A 19,120-nucleotide genomic window follows, 5' to 3' on the forward strand; every position below is an offset into this window, starting at 1 on the left:
GTTAGGGTGTTTGTCGAAAAATATTTTTTTGACATCCCACCAACGGGTCAAACCGTTGATATATCAATATTTATAGAGGGAGGTGAAGTCATGGAAAAGAAAAGCTTGGCTTATCATGAAACAATGGAAACACATGAGGTATTAAACCTGCAAACTGTATGCTTATTGAAATCAAAGCTTATGCAGGGTCTTTGTTTCGATAATGATTTAAAAGCACTGATGGAAAAAAATGTTCAACAGTCAATTGCAGCGATAAATGAACTTAAAGAATTTTATAAAGGGGCAAGAACCAATTATATAGAATGAGGTGAAAAAAATGGAAATGGATTATTTGGATCCCCAAGGGGCTGAACATATGCCAGAAATGGCAGATTCGGGCATTGCATTGGAGTTTCTTCTTTCAGTTAAAACGGGCATTCATACATATGCCATTGCGTTAACTGAAACAGCTAGCCTGGAGTTAAGAGAGGCATTATACAGGCAAATGGAACTATCTATTGATTTACACACCGAGATTTCTGAATTGATGATAAGCAAGGGCTGGTTATATCCGAACGATGTTGGCAAGCAAGTTGAGTTGGATCTTAAATCTGCAGACAATGCTTTAATGATTGCCGGGATGAACTTATTCCCGAATGATACGGATAGACTTGGAATGTTCGCAACGCCTAATAAATAAGGGAGGTTAGAGAAAAATGAAAGCTGTCACGTACCAGGGGAATAAAAATGTCCAGGTTAAAGAAGTAAAAGACCCAAAAATTAAAAATGGCGATGATATCATTGTAAAAATAACAACTTCTGCTATATGCGGATCCGATTTGCATTTGATTCATCAAATGATTCCCAATATGCCAACTGATTACGTAATAGGCCATGAACCGATGGGGGTAGTCGAAGAAGTTGGACCGGAAGTAACAAAATTGAAAAAAGGGGATCGGGTAATTATTCCCTTTAATGTAAGCTGCGGGCATTGCTGGTACTGTAACCATGACTTAACCAGCCAATGTGATAATTCAAACCCTCATGGTGAAATGGGCGGTTTCTTTGGATATTCAGAAACAACCGGTGGATTTGCTGGCGGACAAGCTGAATATATGCGTGTTCCATATGGAAACTTTACTCCATTCAAATTACCGGAGAACTGCGAAGTAGAAGATGAAAAGTTAGTGTTACTTGCAGATGCAGCCTCAACAGCTTATTGGAGTGTAGATCACTCTGGTGTCAAAGCTGGTGATACTGTCATCGTTTTAGGATGTGGTCCAGTAGGTCTCCTTGCTCAAAAATTTGCCTGGTTTAAAGGTGCTGAGCGAGTTATTGCGGTCGATTACCTCAATTACCGGCTTGAGCATGCGAAACGGACCAATAAAGTGGAGACTGTAAATTTTGAAGAACATGAAAACGTTGGCGAATATTTAAGAGAGATAACACAAGGCGGAGCAGATATCGTTATTGATTGTTCAGGTATGAGCGGCAAGATGACGCCTCTTGAATATCTTGCATCCGGAATGAAGCTTCATGGCGGTGCAATGGGCGGGCTTGTCATTGCGTCACAGGCTGTACGCAAAGCTGGGACCATCCAAATTACCGGTGTTTATGGGGGACGTTATAATGGTTTCCCGTTAGGAGACATCTTCCAAAGAAATGTTGACATTAAAACGGGTCAGGCCCCAGTTATTCCGTATATGCCTTTTCTTTACAATCTTATATCTGAAGGAAAGGTTGATATTGGTGATGTAATTACACATGTTCTTCCATTAGACCAGGCAAAGCATGGATACGAAGTTTTTGACACAAGGACCGATAATTGTATAAAAGTCATTCTAAAACCTTAAATTGAATAAATCAAAGATGAATTCCTATATATTCTTTTAGAAATGGAGGTTGTTATTTTGAATAACAAGGACTCATTATTTGGGATAGCAGTTATTGGCATACTATTAACAACTATCTATACCGCAATACTTGCATCACAACTAATGGCCACAAAACATAAGGTTGATTACCTTTATTTCAAGAATAAATTTACAGAAGGATAAAACAATCATTTAAGGCGGTGATCATCCATCGTCTTTTTTGTTGAATCAATGATTTATAAATTACCGATAATCATTATGGTTAAAGGTATTGTTGAATATCCTTGATTTCTTGAAGGACAGCAGAGCGAATGTGTAAAATTATTCCTCATAAAGAAACTTTGTGAAACATTGTACTTAAACTATAACGATCTTCAACAAACGGGCCATTTAATTGAATAAAAGGTTACATAAAACTCCACCTTTTATAACCATCAGGCGCACATGAGCGTGAGCAGACGGTGATTTATCAACGGTGTATAAATGCGGTTTCAGGCAGAGAAAATGGCTGAAAACTTTGAAATAGGGAATCAATCCATTCACAGACAATCAAAATTATATTGACAATGAGAATCGTTCTCTATTATAATGACGGAGAACTTATTGAAAACCATTATCAACGACAATTCAGGGGGAAACCAGTATGTCATTAAAGTGGACGATTCTATCTGCAGCACTTGCATCATCACTACTAATCAGTGGTTGTTCAAAAGAAACTGCATCGAAAGACAAAGAAGAAAAAGCCAGTACCGAAGAACAGGTTAAGTCAGACACAGAACAAACAACCGAAAAAGAAGCATCTTCAGAGCCTGAGGCTGTTGTGAAAGCGTATACGGATGCTGTTGCTGAGCTTGATAAAGCAAAAGAAAATCAAGCAGTGGATTTTTCAAAAGTAGAAGAATTATATAAAAGCGGGCTTCAAACAATGGTAAAACAGCGTGATGAGGAATTTGGAGAGCAAATCGACCAAACCATTACAGCTGCATTAGAAGCAGGAAAAAATGAAGAGATGAATCCGATCGTAGTAAGACAGTTATTTGATAAATTGATGCAAAAAGAATTTTTCCAGACTATGCGCCATGAGTTCACAGAAATCGATGAAAACTGGGGCAATAAAGATGAAGTGATGGAAGAATATGAAGAAGCAATGAGTTTTTATGGAGCCATTGAAGGAACGGTTGTGAAAAGGGATGCTGCATATGAATCGAATATGAAGGATGTCATCTCAGGCGGTTTCGATGAAATGAAAGCAGCAATTGAAAGCGAAGATAAGCTTTCTTTCTCACTTGGAAAACAAGTTGTTGATAAAACATTAATGAAGACCTTCTATTATGCAGTCGGTGCTTTGCCGAACGGATATGCAACAAAGGCATCCGAAGCGGCTAAAACGGATGAAACAGAAGCAAAGATTGAACAGGCTGAAGGATGGGCGTTTTATCAATCCATTTATCCATACCTGCAAAAGCATGCAGCAGAAGATGCTGATTACATTTTGAAACAGCTTGATTTGCAGACAGATGCAAAAACACTTGATGCAGATAAGATCAACAAAGCTTTTGTACGAGGCTTTGCTAAGATCGCTCTTCATGAGTATGAAGAAAGCAAAGAAGCTTTCGGTGAGGAAAAAGGATCTATTACAGCGATTGAAGGCGCATTATTCATTAACATTATTGAAAATGACATAACAGCGATTCTTGGTGAAGAAGAAACATCAAAGCTTACAAAAAATGCTCAAGGCTATTTAGAAGCTGCAAAAGCGAATGATAAAGAAGCTGCAGATCAGTACATGCCGCTTTTAGAAGAGAGTTTAAATAATCTCATTGAAAAAGCAAAATAATATGTTATAAAAGAAGGAGCCTTGTTTGCGGACAGGGTTCCTTCTTTTTACACAAAAACGCAAGGTTTAAGGAGCAAATATGAAAATACTTATTACAGGCGGAGCAGGCTTTATCGGCAGCCATCTCGCCATTCGACTTCTGAAGAGCGGAAAGCAGCCTATTCTGCTGGACTTTCTGGACCGAGGCGAATCGAATCCCAGAAAGCTTTTTCAATTAGAGCAAGTAAATAGAGCCGGCAGTGCTCCTTACTATGAATGTGACTTGCTGGATAGAGAAAGGCTAATGAACATAATAAAGATGGAGAAGCCTGATGCGATTGTCCATTTAGGTGCGCTTGCCGGCGTCATCCCATCTCTTCAGAATCCATCTGTTTATATTGATACGAATATTCAAGGAACGAATCATATTATGACCTGTGCAGGTGAACAGCAGGTTAAACATGTCATCTTCGCTTCCTCCTCATCTGTCTATGGAGAGCAGTTTGATAGGCCTCTGTCGGAAGATATGGTGACAGGGAGAGTTCTCTCCCCTTATGCAGCCTCAAAAATGGGGGCAGAATCTCTATGTCACGCTTATCAGCACATGTATGGATTTCAGATGAATATACTTCGTTTTTTTACAGTCTATGGGCCATGGGGCAGGCCGGATATGGCATTTTCTACTTTTATAAGACGAGTCATGAACAACCAGAGCCTGTCCATTTTTGGAAAAGGCACAGGGCGTGATTATACATACATTGATGATATTGTCACAGGGATTATTCTTACGATTGGGTCTTCTGCAAGTGAGGTTTACAATCTCGGTTCTGGACGTCCTGTACCCATGACCGAGGTGATTGATCAGCTGAGATTACACTTTCCAAACCTTGTGCTTGATTATAAAAAAGCGAGAAAAGGTGATGTGAAATCTACATGGGCAGACCTTTCCAAAGCAAAATCAAAGATTGGATATGAGCCATCCATATCCTTTAAGGAAGGATTTGAAAACACAGTTGCCTGGGCTAAGGAACATCCCGATATTATTTAAGCTTATTGGAATTGCTTTATCCCTTTTGTTTATCTGGTTAAGCATCAAAGTATTTCAGCCGGCCTCTTTATACGCCCAGCTGATGACGCTTTTAGAACAGCCGATTGTTTTGCTTGCGCTTATCATTTTTTATTCTGCTGCTTTTGTCCTTCGCGCTTTTGCCTGGAGGATTTATCTTCAGAATAAAGTTTCTCTTCGAAAATGCCTTGCCGGTCTGCTTTACAGCCTGTTCATTAATCATTTATCTCCATTAAAAATCGGAGATGCAGTCCGGGCAGCTGTATTTAAAAATGATAAAGAAGTGACGCTTGGACAAGCGGCACATTCTGTGGTTGTCCTAAGAATGCTTGATATGCTGATTCTTGTTGTTTTTTCAGGAACCGGCCTTTTGTACTTGTATGGAAAATTACAGATGAATTTGCCTGTCCTCGCGGTTTTGGCAATGGCGGCCGCAGCTGTTTTTTTCACAGTAAAGATAAAGTTTCCAGTGTTTCTGAGGGGACAGTTTCACCAATTTAAACAAGGATTCGTCGGTCTGCGAGGTTCAGTCATTATTCTTCTTGTCACTTTAAGCTGGGTTTTTGAAGCATTCGTAGTTTATGGTATCGCATCGCCTGAAAGTCTTTCTTTTATAGCGGCCATCTGGGTTAACAGTGTAACCATTTCCGGGCAGGTATTTCAGGTCACACCCGGGGGCGTCGGTACATATGAAACCGTGATGGCATTTGCTCTTAATATAACGGGAGTCAGCATGAAGGAAGCCTATGAATATGCCGTGATCAGTCATGGATTTAAGTTTGTTTTCTCTTATGCAGGAGGAATTGCGGCTTTTCTTTTATTGCCTCTTCAAATAAGAGAGTTGAACGATTTTATGAGGAAGAAGGAGAGGTTGAAGTGGAAAAAGTAAAACAAGCATCGAAGTTTGAAAAAACAGCTGCCTGGTGCTGGAATTTATTAAATGAGGGCAAGCCCTTTACTCCTATTTTTTCAGTGGGAACCTTTTTGTTGTTTCATTTCTATCTATTAGGGGATGGCTCTTTTTGGACTGCTTTTGCCGTTGCCCTTATTTTTATCGTCCCATTGTTCGTTATTTATTATCTTTTTGATTTTCCATTATTCTTAAGAAATTATTTATGGATTCCTATTATTGCTTATTTAATTGTGTTCGAAGGGATAAATATCGGACTTATCTTGTTTGCAATTAGTCTATATTTCTTTTTCACGGTTTTTTTCTGGGGAACCTTTTATTATCATTTGCGGATCGGAACGTCCTGGATGAATTTCACCCGTTTTTGGAAGCTGGTTCTCAAAAACAGTGATTCTACCAGTGGAAATGCTCAGGAGCAGCTTCCAAAATTTATTCTTATTCTGTCTGTTTGGTATTATTGCTTCAGCATTTTTTCAAACGGAGGCTCCATACATGATGTTAACTGGCATTCGCTTCTCATTTTTTATGTATCACTGCTGATTTATACGGTCATCCTGCATAAATTCCTGTTTGACTGGAAGCCAAAACCGATCTCATCATATACCCATAACGCAGAAGTGCCTCAAAAAGCCGTTAATGACAAAGTTGTGGTGATTGTTATCGATGGAATGAGAAAGGATCGGTTTGAAGAAGCGGAAACACCCTATTTAGATTATCTGCGTAAAAACGGAACGGAATTTGCCAAGATGGAGACGGTTTATCCTGCGAGAACGGTTGTCTGCTTTTCATCGATGTTTACAGGCACCTATCCATTTGAACATGGAATAAAATCAAATATGGTCTGGAGATTCGGAGTTCGGACAGAAAGCATCTTTGATTCGCTAAGACGTGTTAAGAAAAAAGGAAAGATGCTTGCTGTTGCTCATTTAGTCGATGCGTTCGGAGATGACGTGGAGACATTCACGGCTGTCATGAAAAATGATGTTGTGGATTATAAAATCATGGAAAAAGCCAAGCAGATCATGGATGAACAGGATCCTGAGCTCTTTATTGTTCAGCTGATTTCAACCGATCAGACGGGACACAGCCGGGGCGTATTTTATGATGAATATCTTCAAAAAATAAAAGAGGCCGATCAGCTGGTCAAAAACTTTATTGATCATTTAAAAGAGACCAGGAAAGCTGAGAATACAACCTTTATCATTTGTGCCGATCATGGACAGGCTGATGGAATTGGCGGTCATGGTCATCTTGATGAAGGAGAGCGGATTGTGCCATTTTTCATGTATGGACCAAAAGTCGAAAAAGGCAAGGTGGTAGAGGAGAAGCACAGTCTTGTCTCTGTAGCTCCGACGCTTGCTTATTTACTTGGAGCTCCTTATCCATCTCATAGCAGAGGCCCCGTGCTTACTGAGGCCATTCGGAAGGAAGGGAACGTTGAATGAGAAAACAGAAGGTTATCGTGTTTTTGCCAGCTTACAATGAGGAAAAGTCAATTGGTCCTGTCATAAAGAACATACCGCGCCATTTTCATGAAGAAGTGGTCGTTGAAGTGCTTGTAATTGATGATGGATCAACAGACAATACCGTTAGAACAGCCAGAGCGGCAGGTGCAGACCACATTATCTCATTGAAGAAGAATGCAGGTTTGGGTGCTGCTGTTCGCACCGGTCTTATGCACAGCTATGAGCTTGGTGCGGATATTGCGGTCATGATCGATGCTGATAATGAATATCCTGCTGATGAGATCCCTAACCTGCTCGAACCAATCTTTGCAGGTGAAGCGGATTATACAATGGGATCGAGGTTTCTGGGCACAATTAAAGGTATGAAGGTGCACCGCAGATTAGGTAACTACTGCTTTACCCTGCTGCAGTCGATTCTTCTTAAAAGATGGATTTATGACGGGCAGTCAGGGATGAGAGCTTTTTCCCGCCAGGCAATCGACCATGCTGAGATTATTCATGACTATAATTACGCACAGGTAGTCACTCTGAACCTTGTCCGCAAAGGATTTCGCGTGCAGGAGGTTCCGATAACCTATCAGGTCAGAACGGAAGGGCAATCTTTCATCAAATTCAGAAAATATGTCTCATCTGTCATACCGGCCATTTTAAAAGAAATGCGGCGTCCGGCTGAAAAAGTTATCATTAATAAAAATGCACATGTTTTACATTCGTTTAGAGAAAATAAGAAATGCTCCTAGAGTATTTTTTATTTTCTTACTTTTTATTGACAATAAAAATGAGAATCATTATCATTATTTAGGGAGGGCATACCATGAAAAAAACTTTTTTATCACTTATTGGACTTATCCTTATCAGTTTATCTATACATAGCAGTGCATTTGCTTATTCATACGGAGACCCGAATGAAGAAAAAATTGCGGAAGCCTATAAAAATATGCAGGTTCAGCTGGATGAAAATCCGCCTGACTATGCTGAAGCAAAAAAAATCTATAAAACCGTTCAAGAAGAAGTTGATATGCACATGGGACCGGAGCCAACAAAGGTCATTATGGAGAATATCGAAAACGAAAATAAAGAAGAGCTCATTCAAAACATGGAGAAGCTGCTTGCTTTAAACATCAGCCGCCGCCTTGAAAATGTCGATGAGAATTTTAAGGACTATGATACAAGCAAACGGCTGCTTGCAAAAGGATTTGCGACTTATGAGGCACTTTCTCCACGCGTAGCAAAGAGCAGCAAAGAGATGGACACTGAGATAAGAGACGAATTCAACAAAGCATTAGAATCTCTCGGCAATCCAGGATTGTTTGGAGTCGGGAAATCAGAAGCAAGTCAGGATTCATTTAACAAAAGCAAAGAAATTATTTTAAATGATCTAAAAAAAGAATTTGAAATAAAAGATTTTACATCTGGTCATTTCTCAGTTGAAGAAGGGGAATCAACAGCTTCGGAGACGACAGACTGGACAGATTTGGCGAGCTTAAAGAACTGGCTTCCAATTGTGATCATAGTGGCAGTACTGGCACTTGTCGCCGTGTATGCAGTCAGAAAAAGAAAGCGTTAGCCACATATTTTAAGGAGGGGATGAACGTGCAGCTTCAGGCATTTCTTATTACATTCCGTGAGGTTTTGGAAGCATTATTAATTGTAGGAATTATTACAACTTATTTAAAGCGTACAGACAATCAAAAATTTGTAAAGTTCGTCTGGCTTGGAGCAGGTCTGGCCGTCTTTGCGAGTTACCTTGTGGCTCTTGTTTTTCAAGTTGTTTTCACAGGGTTTGCGGCAATGGGCAGTGAAATGTACTTGAAGATCTCGATCATCTTCATCTCCTCTATTCTTTTGACTCAAATGGTCTTTTGGATGGCTGAGCACAGCAAAAATATGAAATCGACTGTTGAAGGAAAAATTAATCATTTTGTTACGGCAGGCAGTGTAATAGGAATGGTTATTCATTCATTCTTGGTTGTTGTTCGTGAAGGAGTAGAAACGGTGTTTTTCTTCGCTGCTATTACAGGCGGAAACATTGGGGCGGCTCTTCAAGGATGGGGAGCTATCTCAGGCCTTCTTGTCGCATCGCTCGTCAGCTACCTGTTCTTTAAAGGAACAATGAAAATTTCGCTTAAAGCTTTCTTTAGAATAACGGGAGCGTTTATCGTTCTAATTGCAGCTGGTCTTCTCGTTCAGGGAATATCCATGCTGCAGGATTTAAAAATAATCGGCAGCGTGATGCCGCACGTTTATAACATTACTTGGCTGCTGCCTGAGCATCCGATTGACTATGCTCATTATTTACGGGATCACGGAACAGCGCCGCTGCTGTCCGGCGATATTGGCATTTTCCTAAAAGCCTTCCTCGGATACTCATCGATGCCTTCACTCGAAGAAGTGATTGTGTATTTAGGCTATTTCGCGACAATTTATTTGCTGGTTTTCACAAAGAAGCCTGTAAAAGCGAATAAAGAAGCACCTAAAGAAGTATTGAAGCCTGAAGCTCGTATAGGATAAAAATACAAGGCGATCTACCTTGTATTTTTTTTAGAGAGAGTATGGAATGTTGCGATTGATAGAAAAGCGGCCAAAAAATAAATTCAAACCCAGCTGTTCTGCCGGATTTTTATCTGTCTGCCGGAGCTAACTGTATGGCTTCGCTTTCTAATTAGCAAGGGAGATTTGGCATGGGCACTTTCCTCAAAGCAATATGCGCTGCAGCAATCCTGCTCGCAGCTGTTTATTTTAGATTTTTATACAGCAGTCCGTTTGCTGCAACATGGGATCAGGTTGATTTTGCGCTTGCGCTGAACAGGTATGACCTGCTCGCCATGCAGCCGCACTTTCCAGGCTATCCCTATTTCATTTTAGGCGGGATGATTGCACATATATGGGTGGATAACCCTGCACAGGCTCTGTCCGTTTTTAATCAAATCGTGGTTTTATCTGCTAGCATACCTATTTATTTTTTAGCAAAACAGTACATCGGAGCTTTGCCGTCATTAATGGCCGTCCTGCTTCTTCAAACGAACAGTTATCTATCGATTCTCTCTGCTCAGCCAATGTCTGAAGGGGCTGCCATTGGGGTCTTATGGTGGTATTTATGGGCTGTTTATCTTGCATTCAATAAAAAGGCGATTTGGATGAAGCTTCTTCCTCTTTTTCTGTTCAGCATTCTAATGGGGATTCGTCTTTCTTACGCTCCATTCGGTCTAGCCATCGTTTTTTTATGGATCAAGGATTATAAAGAAAGCAAGAGTATGAAGAGAATTGCTGCTTTTGCGCTTGCAGCCGTGCTTTTTCAAAGTATTTGGATTGCTGGACTCATTATGAATGAAGGCAGCCTGGCTGGATTTATCAAGCTCTCTTATGGCTTTGTTGCCGGCCATTTTACTTCCTGGGGAGGAGCTGTTACGGAGTCGGGGGAGCCGGTCTGGTCACGGCTTTACCGATTAATCGTGCATAATGTTGTATTTACAGGCATGATGTCGCAATCCTATCTTTTGATCGCTGCAGGAGCAGGTGTTATTTTGTGGTTTTTCATGAGCCTGAGCAGAAAAGCATGGATAGAATATCTCAATAGTCACAAGCTTATGCTGAGTTTGACGCTTGTCTATTTTCTCTGGAACTTGTTCGCACAGAATATCGATAAACCCCGTCATTCTTTTCCGATTACGATGCTGCTTCTATTTACCGTTTATGTCTTTTTGGCAGGAAAAACAAAAAAAGGGCACGCTGTTTTTATTATGCTTGCTGTATTACAGCTTGCTGTCAGCATTCCTCTTTTAAAAGAACAGGCAAAAAGCATGCCGGCAGTCTATCAAATGGCTGAGTACTTAGAGGAGCAGGAGAAGCCTCTAATTGTTTATACATGGGAAGAGACAAGGGTATTATCCTATTTGTCTGTGCCATATGATCATAAGCGATACTACTCATACCCTTACTTTCAGAAGGATGTATCCTATCAAAAAGGGAAGAGCATTTATCTAACCAATCATCTTGCCGAAGGATTTGAAAAGCAAGGAATTGAATTAGAGGGTCAGCTTGAAAAAATAAAGGAGTTTCATTCAAATCCTCTTTTTGATCCTGTTTATGGAGATATTGTTTTATACAGGCTCAAGGAACGATAAAATAAGAGAAAGACTTGCTGATATGTATTGGAATTATTCCCAAACACTTTAGAAGACGATGAATACAGTTAGCTCCTTATGTTTTAAATATATTACAGGAAGACGTATCAAAGTCTTTGGCAATCTTGAAAGTATTGGATTATTACGGGTTAGATAGAACAGAAGCTATTGCATTTGGTGATGGGGATAATGATATAGATATGCTCAAACTAGTGGGTTTAGGAATTGCTATGGGCAATGGCAGCGAAAAGTTAAAAAAAGTTGCGGATTACGTAACGAAAAAATCTGGTGAAGATGGAATTCCCTTCGCATTAAAAAAATACAATGTCATCTACTAAACAAAGGTTTTATTAAAAAATCGGGGGCTTATCAGGAATAACTTGTAAGCCTTATAAGTATTAATTGATCTTCCGCAATCCGGCCAGATTGTTGAATAACTTATAGTAAGAAAAATTAAAATATATAAATCTTAGATAAAAATGAGACCTCCCAATCATATGAAGAGATTGGGAGGTAAGTCTGTTATTAACCGAAATATTATTTTTTTACAGCATGGATGTAATGAATTGTTTCGAATGCAGACAAATAGTCTGTACGACTAAGAAAGAATTGATTATTAATAGTAACAGGTGATAAATGTTCATAAATGAGTAAACCTGAGTTTTCTAACATTTTCTCCATTTCATCATAAGAAAAACATGATTTCATAGGCTCACCACTAGCTGAAACCATTTGAACCATATTTTGAACTCGATTAGATATTCCTTTTTCTTCAAAAAGTTTGTCGTCTGCATAATCAAAAACGATTGAACTTCCTAATGGAACTTTGGTAAATAATTTATTAAACAAGTTGGCATTTTCCTCTTTTGTTAAATAATAAGAAACACCTAAAAGACTAAAGAAAGTTTTTTTATTAGGCATAAAACCTTTTTCAACAAGATTTTGAACAGTAAATTCTTTGGTGAAATCCATTGAAACAAAATGAAGATTATCCGGGATTTGATAATCAGCATTTGCTAACCTTATCTTTTTAAAGTCTTGTGTGGCTGGATAATCAACTTCAAATATTTCTAAGCTGTCGTTTAATTCTGGGTGCCGGAAACAAAAAGTATCTAATCCTGCTCCTAGAATGACATACTGTTTAACACCTAGCAACATTTCATGAAATAATACATTTTCGCAATAGGCAGCACGTGCCAAAGGGGTTGGAGAAAGTTGGACTTGTGTAATCCATTTTAAAATTTCATCTGGCTGATCTTGAAACTTCTTTGCAATATCATGATTAAAGTATTGAATTCCTTTAATCATGTTCTCACGAATATCTGCAAATTCTTTTTGGGTAATTAAATCTTTTGATATAAAATCATCAAAAATTTTGGGTGTGTCATATTTACTGTGGTATGCTCGACCAAAGGCTGATATTAAGGAAGTTAAACTTGATTCATTTTTCTTCATACATTAATCCTCCCATATAACAAAAATAAGATTCCCCTGGCAAGGAGAATCTTATTATACATACAAATATTTTAATTGTAAATTATAGCATAAATGAAAAATTCTGTCAATAAAAACGCTTTGTTTTATAATAGCTAATAAATTCCCTTTTAGAAATTAAGATATTTTTCTATATATTATGATAGAAATCCTAATTTAAGTAATAAAGGATATTGCTCAACAATCGGGCGCTTTTCCAGAACAAGGATAGCGCCTTATTTAATGTAATAAAGTATTGTGTAAATTGTTTGGTTTTGAAATAATTGGTATTAAGCAATAGGGCAGTTCAATTGAATAAGCCATAGTGTTTGATATTGAAGGAAAAAAAGAGTGAGGGTCTTATTAATATGTCTAAAGAGATGTATATAAAAGTTTGTGACATGATCCTTCAGGGTCTTTTAAGAAGGGATATGTAACATACTTGACTAAGTCTTTTTAATAATGATAATCATTATCATTGGCAGTTACTTATTATATTTATAATCTTGTTATTAATCAATCTTTTTATTAATCAATCTTACCTTGCCGTTTGGTTTTTTATTCGAAATGCCGGCTGTCGTCATGTTCTTGACACATCTTGGAATCATCAATCCATTGAAACTAATGAAAGCCAGAAGGATTTCTTACTTTCTTTTAATTGTAGTCTCTGTGCTGATTACTCCTCCTGACTTTATTTCTGATATTCTTGTCACTGTTCCATTGCTCATTCTGTATGAGTTTAGTATTACATTGAGTAAATTTGTTTATCGAAAAAGGATTTCCTCAGAATCGGCCGTTGCTTCGGTTTTAGAATAAAGCAGAAAATTCATAGTGTAATAGCATTCAAAAAAGGTATGACTGGAAGGCTCTAACCATTGATTTACTCTCAGCTGAAATCTATTTTGATAAAAATTGTATTTATTTCCTTACGCATTATAATAAGAGATAGGAACTTGTAAGCGATCACACGGAATGATTTAAGGTAGTGGTCAATTCGTTTAAAAACTAGGAGGTAAATCCATGGGAAGATTAGTTCATTTTGAAATTCATGTAAATGACATGGAACGCGCAAAGAAGTTTTATGGAGAGGTATTCGGATGGTCATTTCAAGATTGGAGTGAGTATGCAGGAATGCCTTACTTTGGAGCAGTGACCGGCAATGAGAATGAACCTGGGATCGATGGTGCTTTGATGCAAAGGCAATGTGCTTCGCCGGAAGCAAACCAGCCTTTAAATGGATTCGCTTGTACAATGGGTGTGGAAAATTACGATGTAACAGAAGCTAAAATTCTTGAGAATGGCGGCAAGGTTGCAATGCCTAAATATGCGCTGCCTGGAATGGCGTGGCAGGGATACTATATTGATACCGAAGACAATACATTCGGAATTCATCAGCCCGATAAAAATGCAAAATAGAACCCATGACAGGGGAGTGTATATATGAACTCACTAGACACGGAGGGCATGCTTGAAAAAGTGCGCACGATCTGTCTTGCCCTGCCCGAAGCTGTGGAACTTATCGACGGTTTCGGTCACAATACGTTTAAAATCAATGGAAAATCATTCGTGATATCAGGTGAAAGCGAAAAAGGATTTGGCTTGTCATTTAAGTCAGATCGGGAAACTCAAGAATTATTGCTGCAGAAAGAGCATTTTTTTAAAACCCCATATATAGGGCGTCATGGCTGGGTATCGATTCAAAATCCTGATGGGGAAGACTGGGATGAACTGACCGATCTCATTCAGGAAGCCTATTTACGTGCGGCACCGAAGCGCCTGGTTAAACAATGGAAAGAGCTACATAAAAAGTAAAGAAAGGCAGAATGTCTGCCTTTCTTTCTTTTCGTTTTTTTTCAGCTTAAAAAGATACCAACGACCATTAGTTTTGCTGCAGGGGAAGCCAAATTGATTTCACCTGTCCATATACGAACATAAAAGCTCTGAAATCTGGTTTTTCGTATTTATATCCATTTGTAGGGGTTCATTAAAGTGAGGACCCCTCGCCAGTCTCTTAAGACGGGCTCAGAATGAAACTCTCCGGCGGAACATTTTGCACAAAGGGACTTGGTTTCCCTATACTGTAAAGCTGCAAGTGATGCAAAGCCCGGGTGCAGGCGGTGTAGAACAATCTGCGCAGGCTCTCATCGCCGTATATTTGCGCAGATGCGTCATAAATGATGACGGCGTCGAATTCGATGCCTTTGGCTAAATATGCCGGTATGACAACAACGCCTTGCTCATACTCAATCGAGCTGCTCTTCACCAGCTTGATTTCTTCGACGCTGCCCAAGGCCTCGTACGCATAGGTGCTATCCGCAGCGGATTTGCATATAATCGCGATCGTATTATACCCATGCTGCTGAAAGTCTGCGACTCTAGACGCGATGCGGCGGTGCAGTTCGGCACGATCGGACAATTGCGTCAGCACAGGCTTCTCGCCGTCACGTTCAAAAGCGCTAATCCGTTCTCCGTCAGGCACGAGTCCGCGTGTAAATTCGGTAATCGGTTTTGTGGATCTGTAGCTGCGGCTCAAGATTATCGCATCTGTTTCATCCGGTCCGTATAAGCCGGTAAGGGTGTGAAAATCGGCCATTTCGCTGGCGTGGACGAATATAGCCTGGTTAAAATCTCCGAGCACGGTCATCTTTGCCGAAGGAAATAAGCGTTTCAAAAACTCAAATTGAAACGGAGAATAATCCTGTGCTTCGTCTATAAGCACGTGCTTGATTGAGGTGTTTGTCTGAAACCCTTGAATCTGCTCTTTCAAAAGTAAAAACGGAGTAGCATCTTCGTAAAACAGCTTGCCTTCGTCCAGCATTTTCATTGTCAACAGGCAAATATCCTCCCACTCCTCAGGTGTTTTTCCGGCCATCCACAATTTGATCCGCGCTGGATCGGCAAAAAGCTGCTTGTAGATTTCCGTAAAATCGACGAAACGAAGCGTTCGAATCCATTTCCGGAGTGGCTTCAACTTCTTGCGGACGATCATTCTCCCGAGCACTTGGATTTCTTTCTCGTAATCGTCAAGCATGTCTTCCTTATAGCCTTGTTTTTTCTGTAAGTAGGTATAAGCCTTTTGATACTCATCTTTGCCAAGCAATTCGATTTCTTCCTGTACCCACGACTTGGTCAGCTCGGATTTTTCCATTTCATCGATTCGCTCGTTTAGCCATTCTGTCAACTTCTCAATCCTGTTGTGAAAACGGAGAGAGGTATCGCTGCTATAAAACCTTTCCGCGATTTGTTTGGCGGAGACTAGTGGTTTTCCTCTGAATTTAATTCCTTTGAAGATCATTCCGGATACTTCCAGAGACTGACTGTATGTTTTGATTGTCTCGAAAAAAAGGGCCGATGCCTTGAATCGGATGCTCGCAGTCCTGGTTCGGTGGGAAGGGTCTTCCGTTGCAGTCAGCACATATTCCAATTGCTCATAAGGATCCTCAACTTGAAATGAGTTGCTCAGCCGATGGTACAAGTACTCTTGGAAGGTAACCTGCTGCATATTCTCTTCGCCGAGCTCTGGCAAGACATTGGATACGTAGCTGTTAAACATCGAGTTAGGCGAAAATAGAATGATTTGATCGGCCTTGAGTCTATCCCGATACTTGTAGAGCAAGTACGCGATCCGCTGCATGGCAGCCGATGTCTTTCCGCTGCCTGCGGCGCCTTGCACAATGAGCAGCCGACCGCGGACATGCCGAATGATCCGGTTTTGCTCCTGTTGAATGGTGGCCACTATGCTGTGCATATGTTTATCTGTTCCTTTGCCAAGAACCTGCTGTAAAATCTCGTCTCCAATGGTGAGACTGGTATCGAACATTGATTCGACAACGCCTGCGCGGATAATATATTGCCACTTTTTCTCAAGCTTCCCTTGAATGACGCCTCCGGGTGTAGTGTATTCGGCCTGACCGGGCGGGTAATCGTAGTAGACACTTGAGACCGGCGCCCGCCAGTCATAAATCAGGAAGTTCTCTCCGCTTGTATCCGTAAGAGTTGAGATGCCGATATAGATTTTTTCTGCTTCCTGAGTTCCTTCTTCAGTGAAATCGATCCGTCCAAAATAAGGCGCTTTATGCATACGCTGCAGGACAGATTGCCGGTTGGAGGCATGCCTGTGGGTGCTTTGGCTTACGGCCAGGGCTTGACCCTGCTGTCTTAAGCCGATGATCGTCTCGAGATAATCGTCAAAAGTATCTGTGTTAACCTTGACTTCATCCCAAAAGTGTTTTTGAATATGGACCACTTCTTTTCGACGCCGGCCAGTTTCTTCTTCCAGCTTGCCGATTTGCTCCGTGATCGCCTCGACCACGTTATCCAATCGTTCTTGCTCCTGCCGAAGTTCATTAATCATACCAAGCACTCCTTCAAAAAATGAAAATAGGGGTTGACTGAAGACTATTTTTAGTGTAAGATTAAAATAAGGATAACTATATATTATAATATATAAAAATTGTGTTTCTATAATAACTTATCACAGTTTCTCGTTTTTATCAATGTATACTTGAATATGAAACCTTGAATATGAAACCGATGGCTTTTTATTAGCTGCTGAATAGATTACTAAACAAGGCGAGCATAGGATTAACTATGCTCGCCTTGTTTAGTACACCAATTGTCTCTTTGATTTAGCCGTAAAATTGTCGTCATAGCTTAACATAATCGCTGATTTAACACCATCCATGCTTGAAATATGATTAATAAAGCTCATGTCATTCTCTTTGACACTTCGCAGGTCACTTCAAAATCATTTCCGGGCATAACATCGGTCGTTATTAGTTCACTAATCCTAACAAAGAATGCTTCCTATACCCTTTACTCAAAAGGAACATCGACGGGTAAACAAAGTGATGGCCTTTATGCCGACGGAAACTATCAAGATGGAATGAAAGTAGTGGAGTTTACGATTTCCGACTCTGTCACATGGCTGGATGAATCAGGGGTCACAGAGGCTAAAAGCTCTGGTCCAGGTGGAATGGGAGGACCTGGCGGGGGGCAAATGCCGCAAGGGAAAGGAAACCCAGGGGATATGTTTTCAGATCCGGATGAGGAGAGGAGAGAAAAAGTTCAAAGCATCATGGAGCAACAACGAGATGGTACCATTACCCGGGAAGAAGTCCAAGAACAGCTGGCAGAGCTGGGAGTGGAGCTTCCTCAAAGAGGAGTGCTTCAAGAACAAAGTGAACAGTAAATTTAAACGGTGGGCATGACACATAACTGAAAAATAAAAAAGGCCATCCATTGGAAAAACGGGTTCGTTTGTGGATGAAAACATATAAATTAGCACTATAAAAAGCATAGGTATTAGCATACCAATTAGTATAGCTATTGGTATGCTTTTTTACTGATTTATAAGAGTTTACCAGCAAAACAATGTTCATAGTCATCAGCAAGTGTCTGCTGGCCAGCAGAGTGGTTCATCTTATTGCTGCTTCTATTACCAATTTAAATAGGAAAATAAAAAAGATGTACTCCGATTTAGATGGAGTTCCTTTTCGTCGATTGTGGAAGATCAGTAATCAAAATGGTATTTCCGAATGGTCAGCCTATTTTACATAAAGCTTCTTATCGGCAAAAGTGATTGGGCGTCTTTTCAGCCTCTTTTTTGTTATGGTAACAATTAGTATAAAAACATTCCCTAATTTGTCTCTTACATATCACTTTTTGAATAAAAAATCTTATAGGACAAATAATAGAAATAATTAGCGACAGAAGCAGGAGGAATCACATGGTAAATGTATGGGAAACAGTTATGGATGCAATGAAATCAATGACAGTTCAAGATAAAGATCAACCTCTTCATGTCGGAGAAGTGATGGCATGCTGGATTTACTTAGCAGGTCTTGAATTAGCCAAAGTATCCGTTCAAGCAGCTATAAATACTACGGATGATGATGAATTAAAAGCAATTCTTGAAGAAGATATGAAACTCGGAACCAGTCAAAGGAAACGTCTCCATGATTTCATGGTTAAGGAAGGAATTACACTGCCTCCTGCCCCTGAAGATATGCCAATATCCGATTCTAACAGTATTCCTCTTGGTGTTAAATTAACGGATGATGTGATTGCAAACGAATTATCTTTAAAAATCATTAGTTTGATTATGAAAGCAGCTGGTGCCTCTTCTGAGTCGATTCGTACAGATGTTGGGTTATTGTTTGTTCAGTTTCAAGCAGAAAAATTAGCTTTCGCGACTAGATTAAAACATTTAATGCGTAAACGAGGATGGATTAAAGTACCGCCGTTTTACGTCCCAACTGGTTCCCAATAACCATTAAACTAGAACAATTGTAGCGCTGCCTATGTGATAAAGGAACAAAGTCAAGCAGATTAAAAACAAGCTATATCTTATGAAAATTTATGTTTATATAACCACAGCTATATAAGGGCAGCAAAAACGCCAAACCCAAAT

Annotated in this window: 17 protein-coding genes and 2 pseudogenes; 17 read left to right on the forward strand and 2 right to left on the reverse strand. The window is 39.8% G+C overall.

Annotated elements, in window-relative coordinates; translation table 11 throughout:
- Positions 1-90 precede the first annotated feature (90 nt).
- The 12 genes and pseudogenes from CYJ36_RS17235 to CYJ36_RS17290 form a co-directional block, all read left to right on the forward strand.
- Positions 91-306: a spore coat protein gene (locus CYJ36_RS17235; RefSeq protein WP_070875034.1), complete on the forward strand. Its 216-nt coding sequence runs from the start codon at positions 91-93 to the stop codon at positions 304-306.
- Between the two features lie 10 nt (positions 307-316).
- Complete coding sequence (locus tag CYJ36_RS17240; protein ID WP_101568505.1) at positions 317-679, forward strand: spore coat protein; 363 nt, start codon at positions 317-319, stop codon at positions 677-679.
- Between the two features lie 16 nt (positions 680-695).
- Positions 696-1,832 carry a zinc-dependent alcohol dehydrogenase gene (locus CYJ36_RS17245; protein WP_101568506.1) on the forward strand — a complete coding sequence of 379 codons (1,137 nt, stop codon included), beginning with the start codon at positions 696-698 and terminating at the stop codon, positions 1,830-1,832.
- Between the two features lie 664 nt (positions 1,833-2,496).
- Positions 2,497-3,690, forward strand: coding sequence for a hypothetical protein (locus CYJ36_RS17250; RefSeq protein WP_101568507.1), 1,194 nt, complete (start codon positions 2,497-2,499; stop codon positions 3,688-3,690).
- Positions 3,691-3,769: 79 nt separating this feature from the next.
- Complete coding sequence (locus tag CYJ36_RS17255; protein WP_101568508.1) at positions 3,770-4,717, forward strand: NAD-dependent epimerase/dehydratase family protein; 948 nt, start codon at positions 3,770-3,772, stop codon at positions 4,715-4,717.
- Complete coding sequence (locus tag CYJ36_RS17260; RefSeq protein ID WP_101568509.1) at positions 4,641-5,624, forward strand: lysylphosphatidylglycerol synthase transmembrane domain-containing protein; 984 nt, start codon at positions 4,641-4,643, stop codon at positions 5,622-5,624. Before CYJ36_RS17255 ends, CYJ36_RS17260 begins: the two co-directional genes overlap by 77 nt.
- Positions 5,612-7,090, forward strand: a complete 1,479-nt coding sequence (locus CYJ36_RS17265) for an alkaline phosphatase family protein (protein WP_101568510.1) — start codon at positions 5,612-5,614, stop codon at positions 7,088-7,090. Before CYJ36_RS17260 ends, CYJ36_RS17265 begins: the two co-directional genes overlap by 13 nt.
- Positions 7,087-7,851, forward strand: a complete 765-nt coding sequence (locus tag CYJ36_RS17270) for a glycosyltransferase family 2 protein (protein ID WP_101568511.1) — start codon at positions 7,087-7,089, stop codon at positions 7,849-7,851. The genes CYJ36_RS17265 and CYJ36_RS17270 overlap by 4 nt, the downstream gene beginning before the upstream one ends.
- Before the next feature lie 74 nt (positions 7,852-7,925).
- Positions 7,926-8,678, forward strand: coding sequence for a hypothetical protein (locus CYJ36_RS17275; protein WP_101568512.1), 753 nt, complete (start codon positions 7,926-7,928; stop codon positions 8,676-8,678).
- 26 nt (positions 8,679-8,704) lie between these two features.
- The gene (locus CYJ36_RS17280; RefSeq protein WP_101568513.1) at positions 8,705-9,622 is read left to right on the forward strand and encodes an FTR1 family iron permease; all 918 of its coding nucleotides are present in this window, start codon (positions 8,705-8,707) and stop codon (positions 9,620-9,622) included.
- Between the two features lie 170 nt (positions 9,623-9,792).
- Positions 9,793-11,235: a hypothetical protein gene (locus tag CYJ36_RS17285; RefSeq protein ID WP_101568514.1), complete on the forward strand. Its 1,443-nt coding sequence runs from the start codon at positions 9,793-9,795 to the stop codon at positions 11,233-11,235.
- A 74-nt stretch (positions 11,236-11,309) separates the two neighbouring features.
- Positions 11,310-11,573, forward strand: a pseudogene (locus CYJ36_RS17290) (HAD family hydrolase); the annotation flags it as partial.
- Between the two features lie 199 nt (positions 11,574-11,772).
- Here the strand turns inward: CYJ36_RS17290 and CYJ36_RS17295 are convergent.
- A complete protein-coding gene (locus tag CYJ36_RS17295; RefSeq protein WP_101568516.1) occupies positions 11,773-12,690 on the reverse strand; it encodes a class I SAM-dependent methyltransferase in 918 nt (305 codons plus the stop codon).
- A 546-nt stretch (positions 12,691-13,236) separates the two neighbouring features.
- Here CYJ36_RS17295 and CYJ36_RS17300 point away from each other — a divergent pair.
- The 3 genes and pseudogenes from CYJ36_RS17300 to CYJ36_RS17310 all read left to right on the forward strand — a co-directional run.
- Positions 13,237-13,524: pseudogene (locus CYJ36_RS17300) on the forward strand (twin-arginine translocase subunit TatC); the annotation flags it as partial.
- Between the two features lie 204 nt (positions 13,525-13,728).
- Positions 13,729-14,124, forward strand: coding sequence for a VOC family protein (locus tag CYJ36_RS17305; RefSeq protein ID WP_101568518.1), 396 nt, complete (start codon positions 13,729-13,731; stop codon positions 14,122-14,124).
- A gap of 24 nt (positions 14,125-14,148) precedes the next feature.
- Positions 14,149-14,520: an MmcQ/YjbR family DNA-binding protein gene (locus CYJ36_RS17310; protein WP_224773366.1), complete on the forward strand. Its 372-nt coding sequence runs from the start codon at positions 14,149-14,151 to the stop codon at positions 14,518-14,520.
- Positions 14,521-14,719: 199 nt separating this feature from the next.
- Here the strand turns inward: CYJ36_RS17310 and helD are convergent, their stop codons facing one another.
- Complete coding sequence (gene helD, locus CYJ36_RS17315) at positions 14,720-17,062, reverse strand: RNA polymerase recycling motor HelD (RefSeq protein ID WP_101568519.1); 2,343 nt, start codon at positions 17,060-17,062, stop codon at positions 14,720-14,722.
- Between the two features lie 339 nt (positions 17,063-17,401).
- Here helD and CYJ36_RS23795 point away from each other — a divergent pair, with 339 nt between their 5' ends.
- Positions 17,402-17,899: a hypothetical protein gene (locus CYJ36_RS23795; RefSeq protein WP_180850422.1), complete on the forward strand. Its 498-nt coding sequence runs from the start codon at positions 17,402-17,404 to the stop codon at positions 17,897-17,899.
- Between the two features lie 537 nt (positions 17,900-18,436).
- Positions 18,437-18,979: a DUF3231 family protein gene (locus CYJ36_RS17325; protein ID WP_101568521.1), complete on the forward strand. Its 543-nt coding sequence runs from the start codon at positions 18,437-18,439 to the stop codon at positions 18,977-18,979.
- The last annotated feature ends 141 nt before the right edge of the window (positions 18,980-19,120 follow it).

The organism is Bacillus sp. UMB0893, from assembly GCF_002858905.1.
Lineage (GTDB): Bacteria > Bacillota > Bacilli > Bacillales > Bacillaceae > Bacillus_P.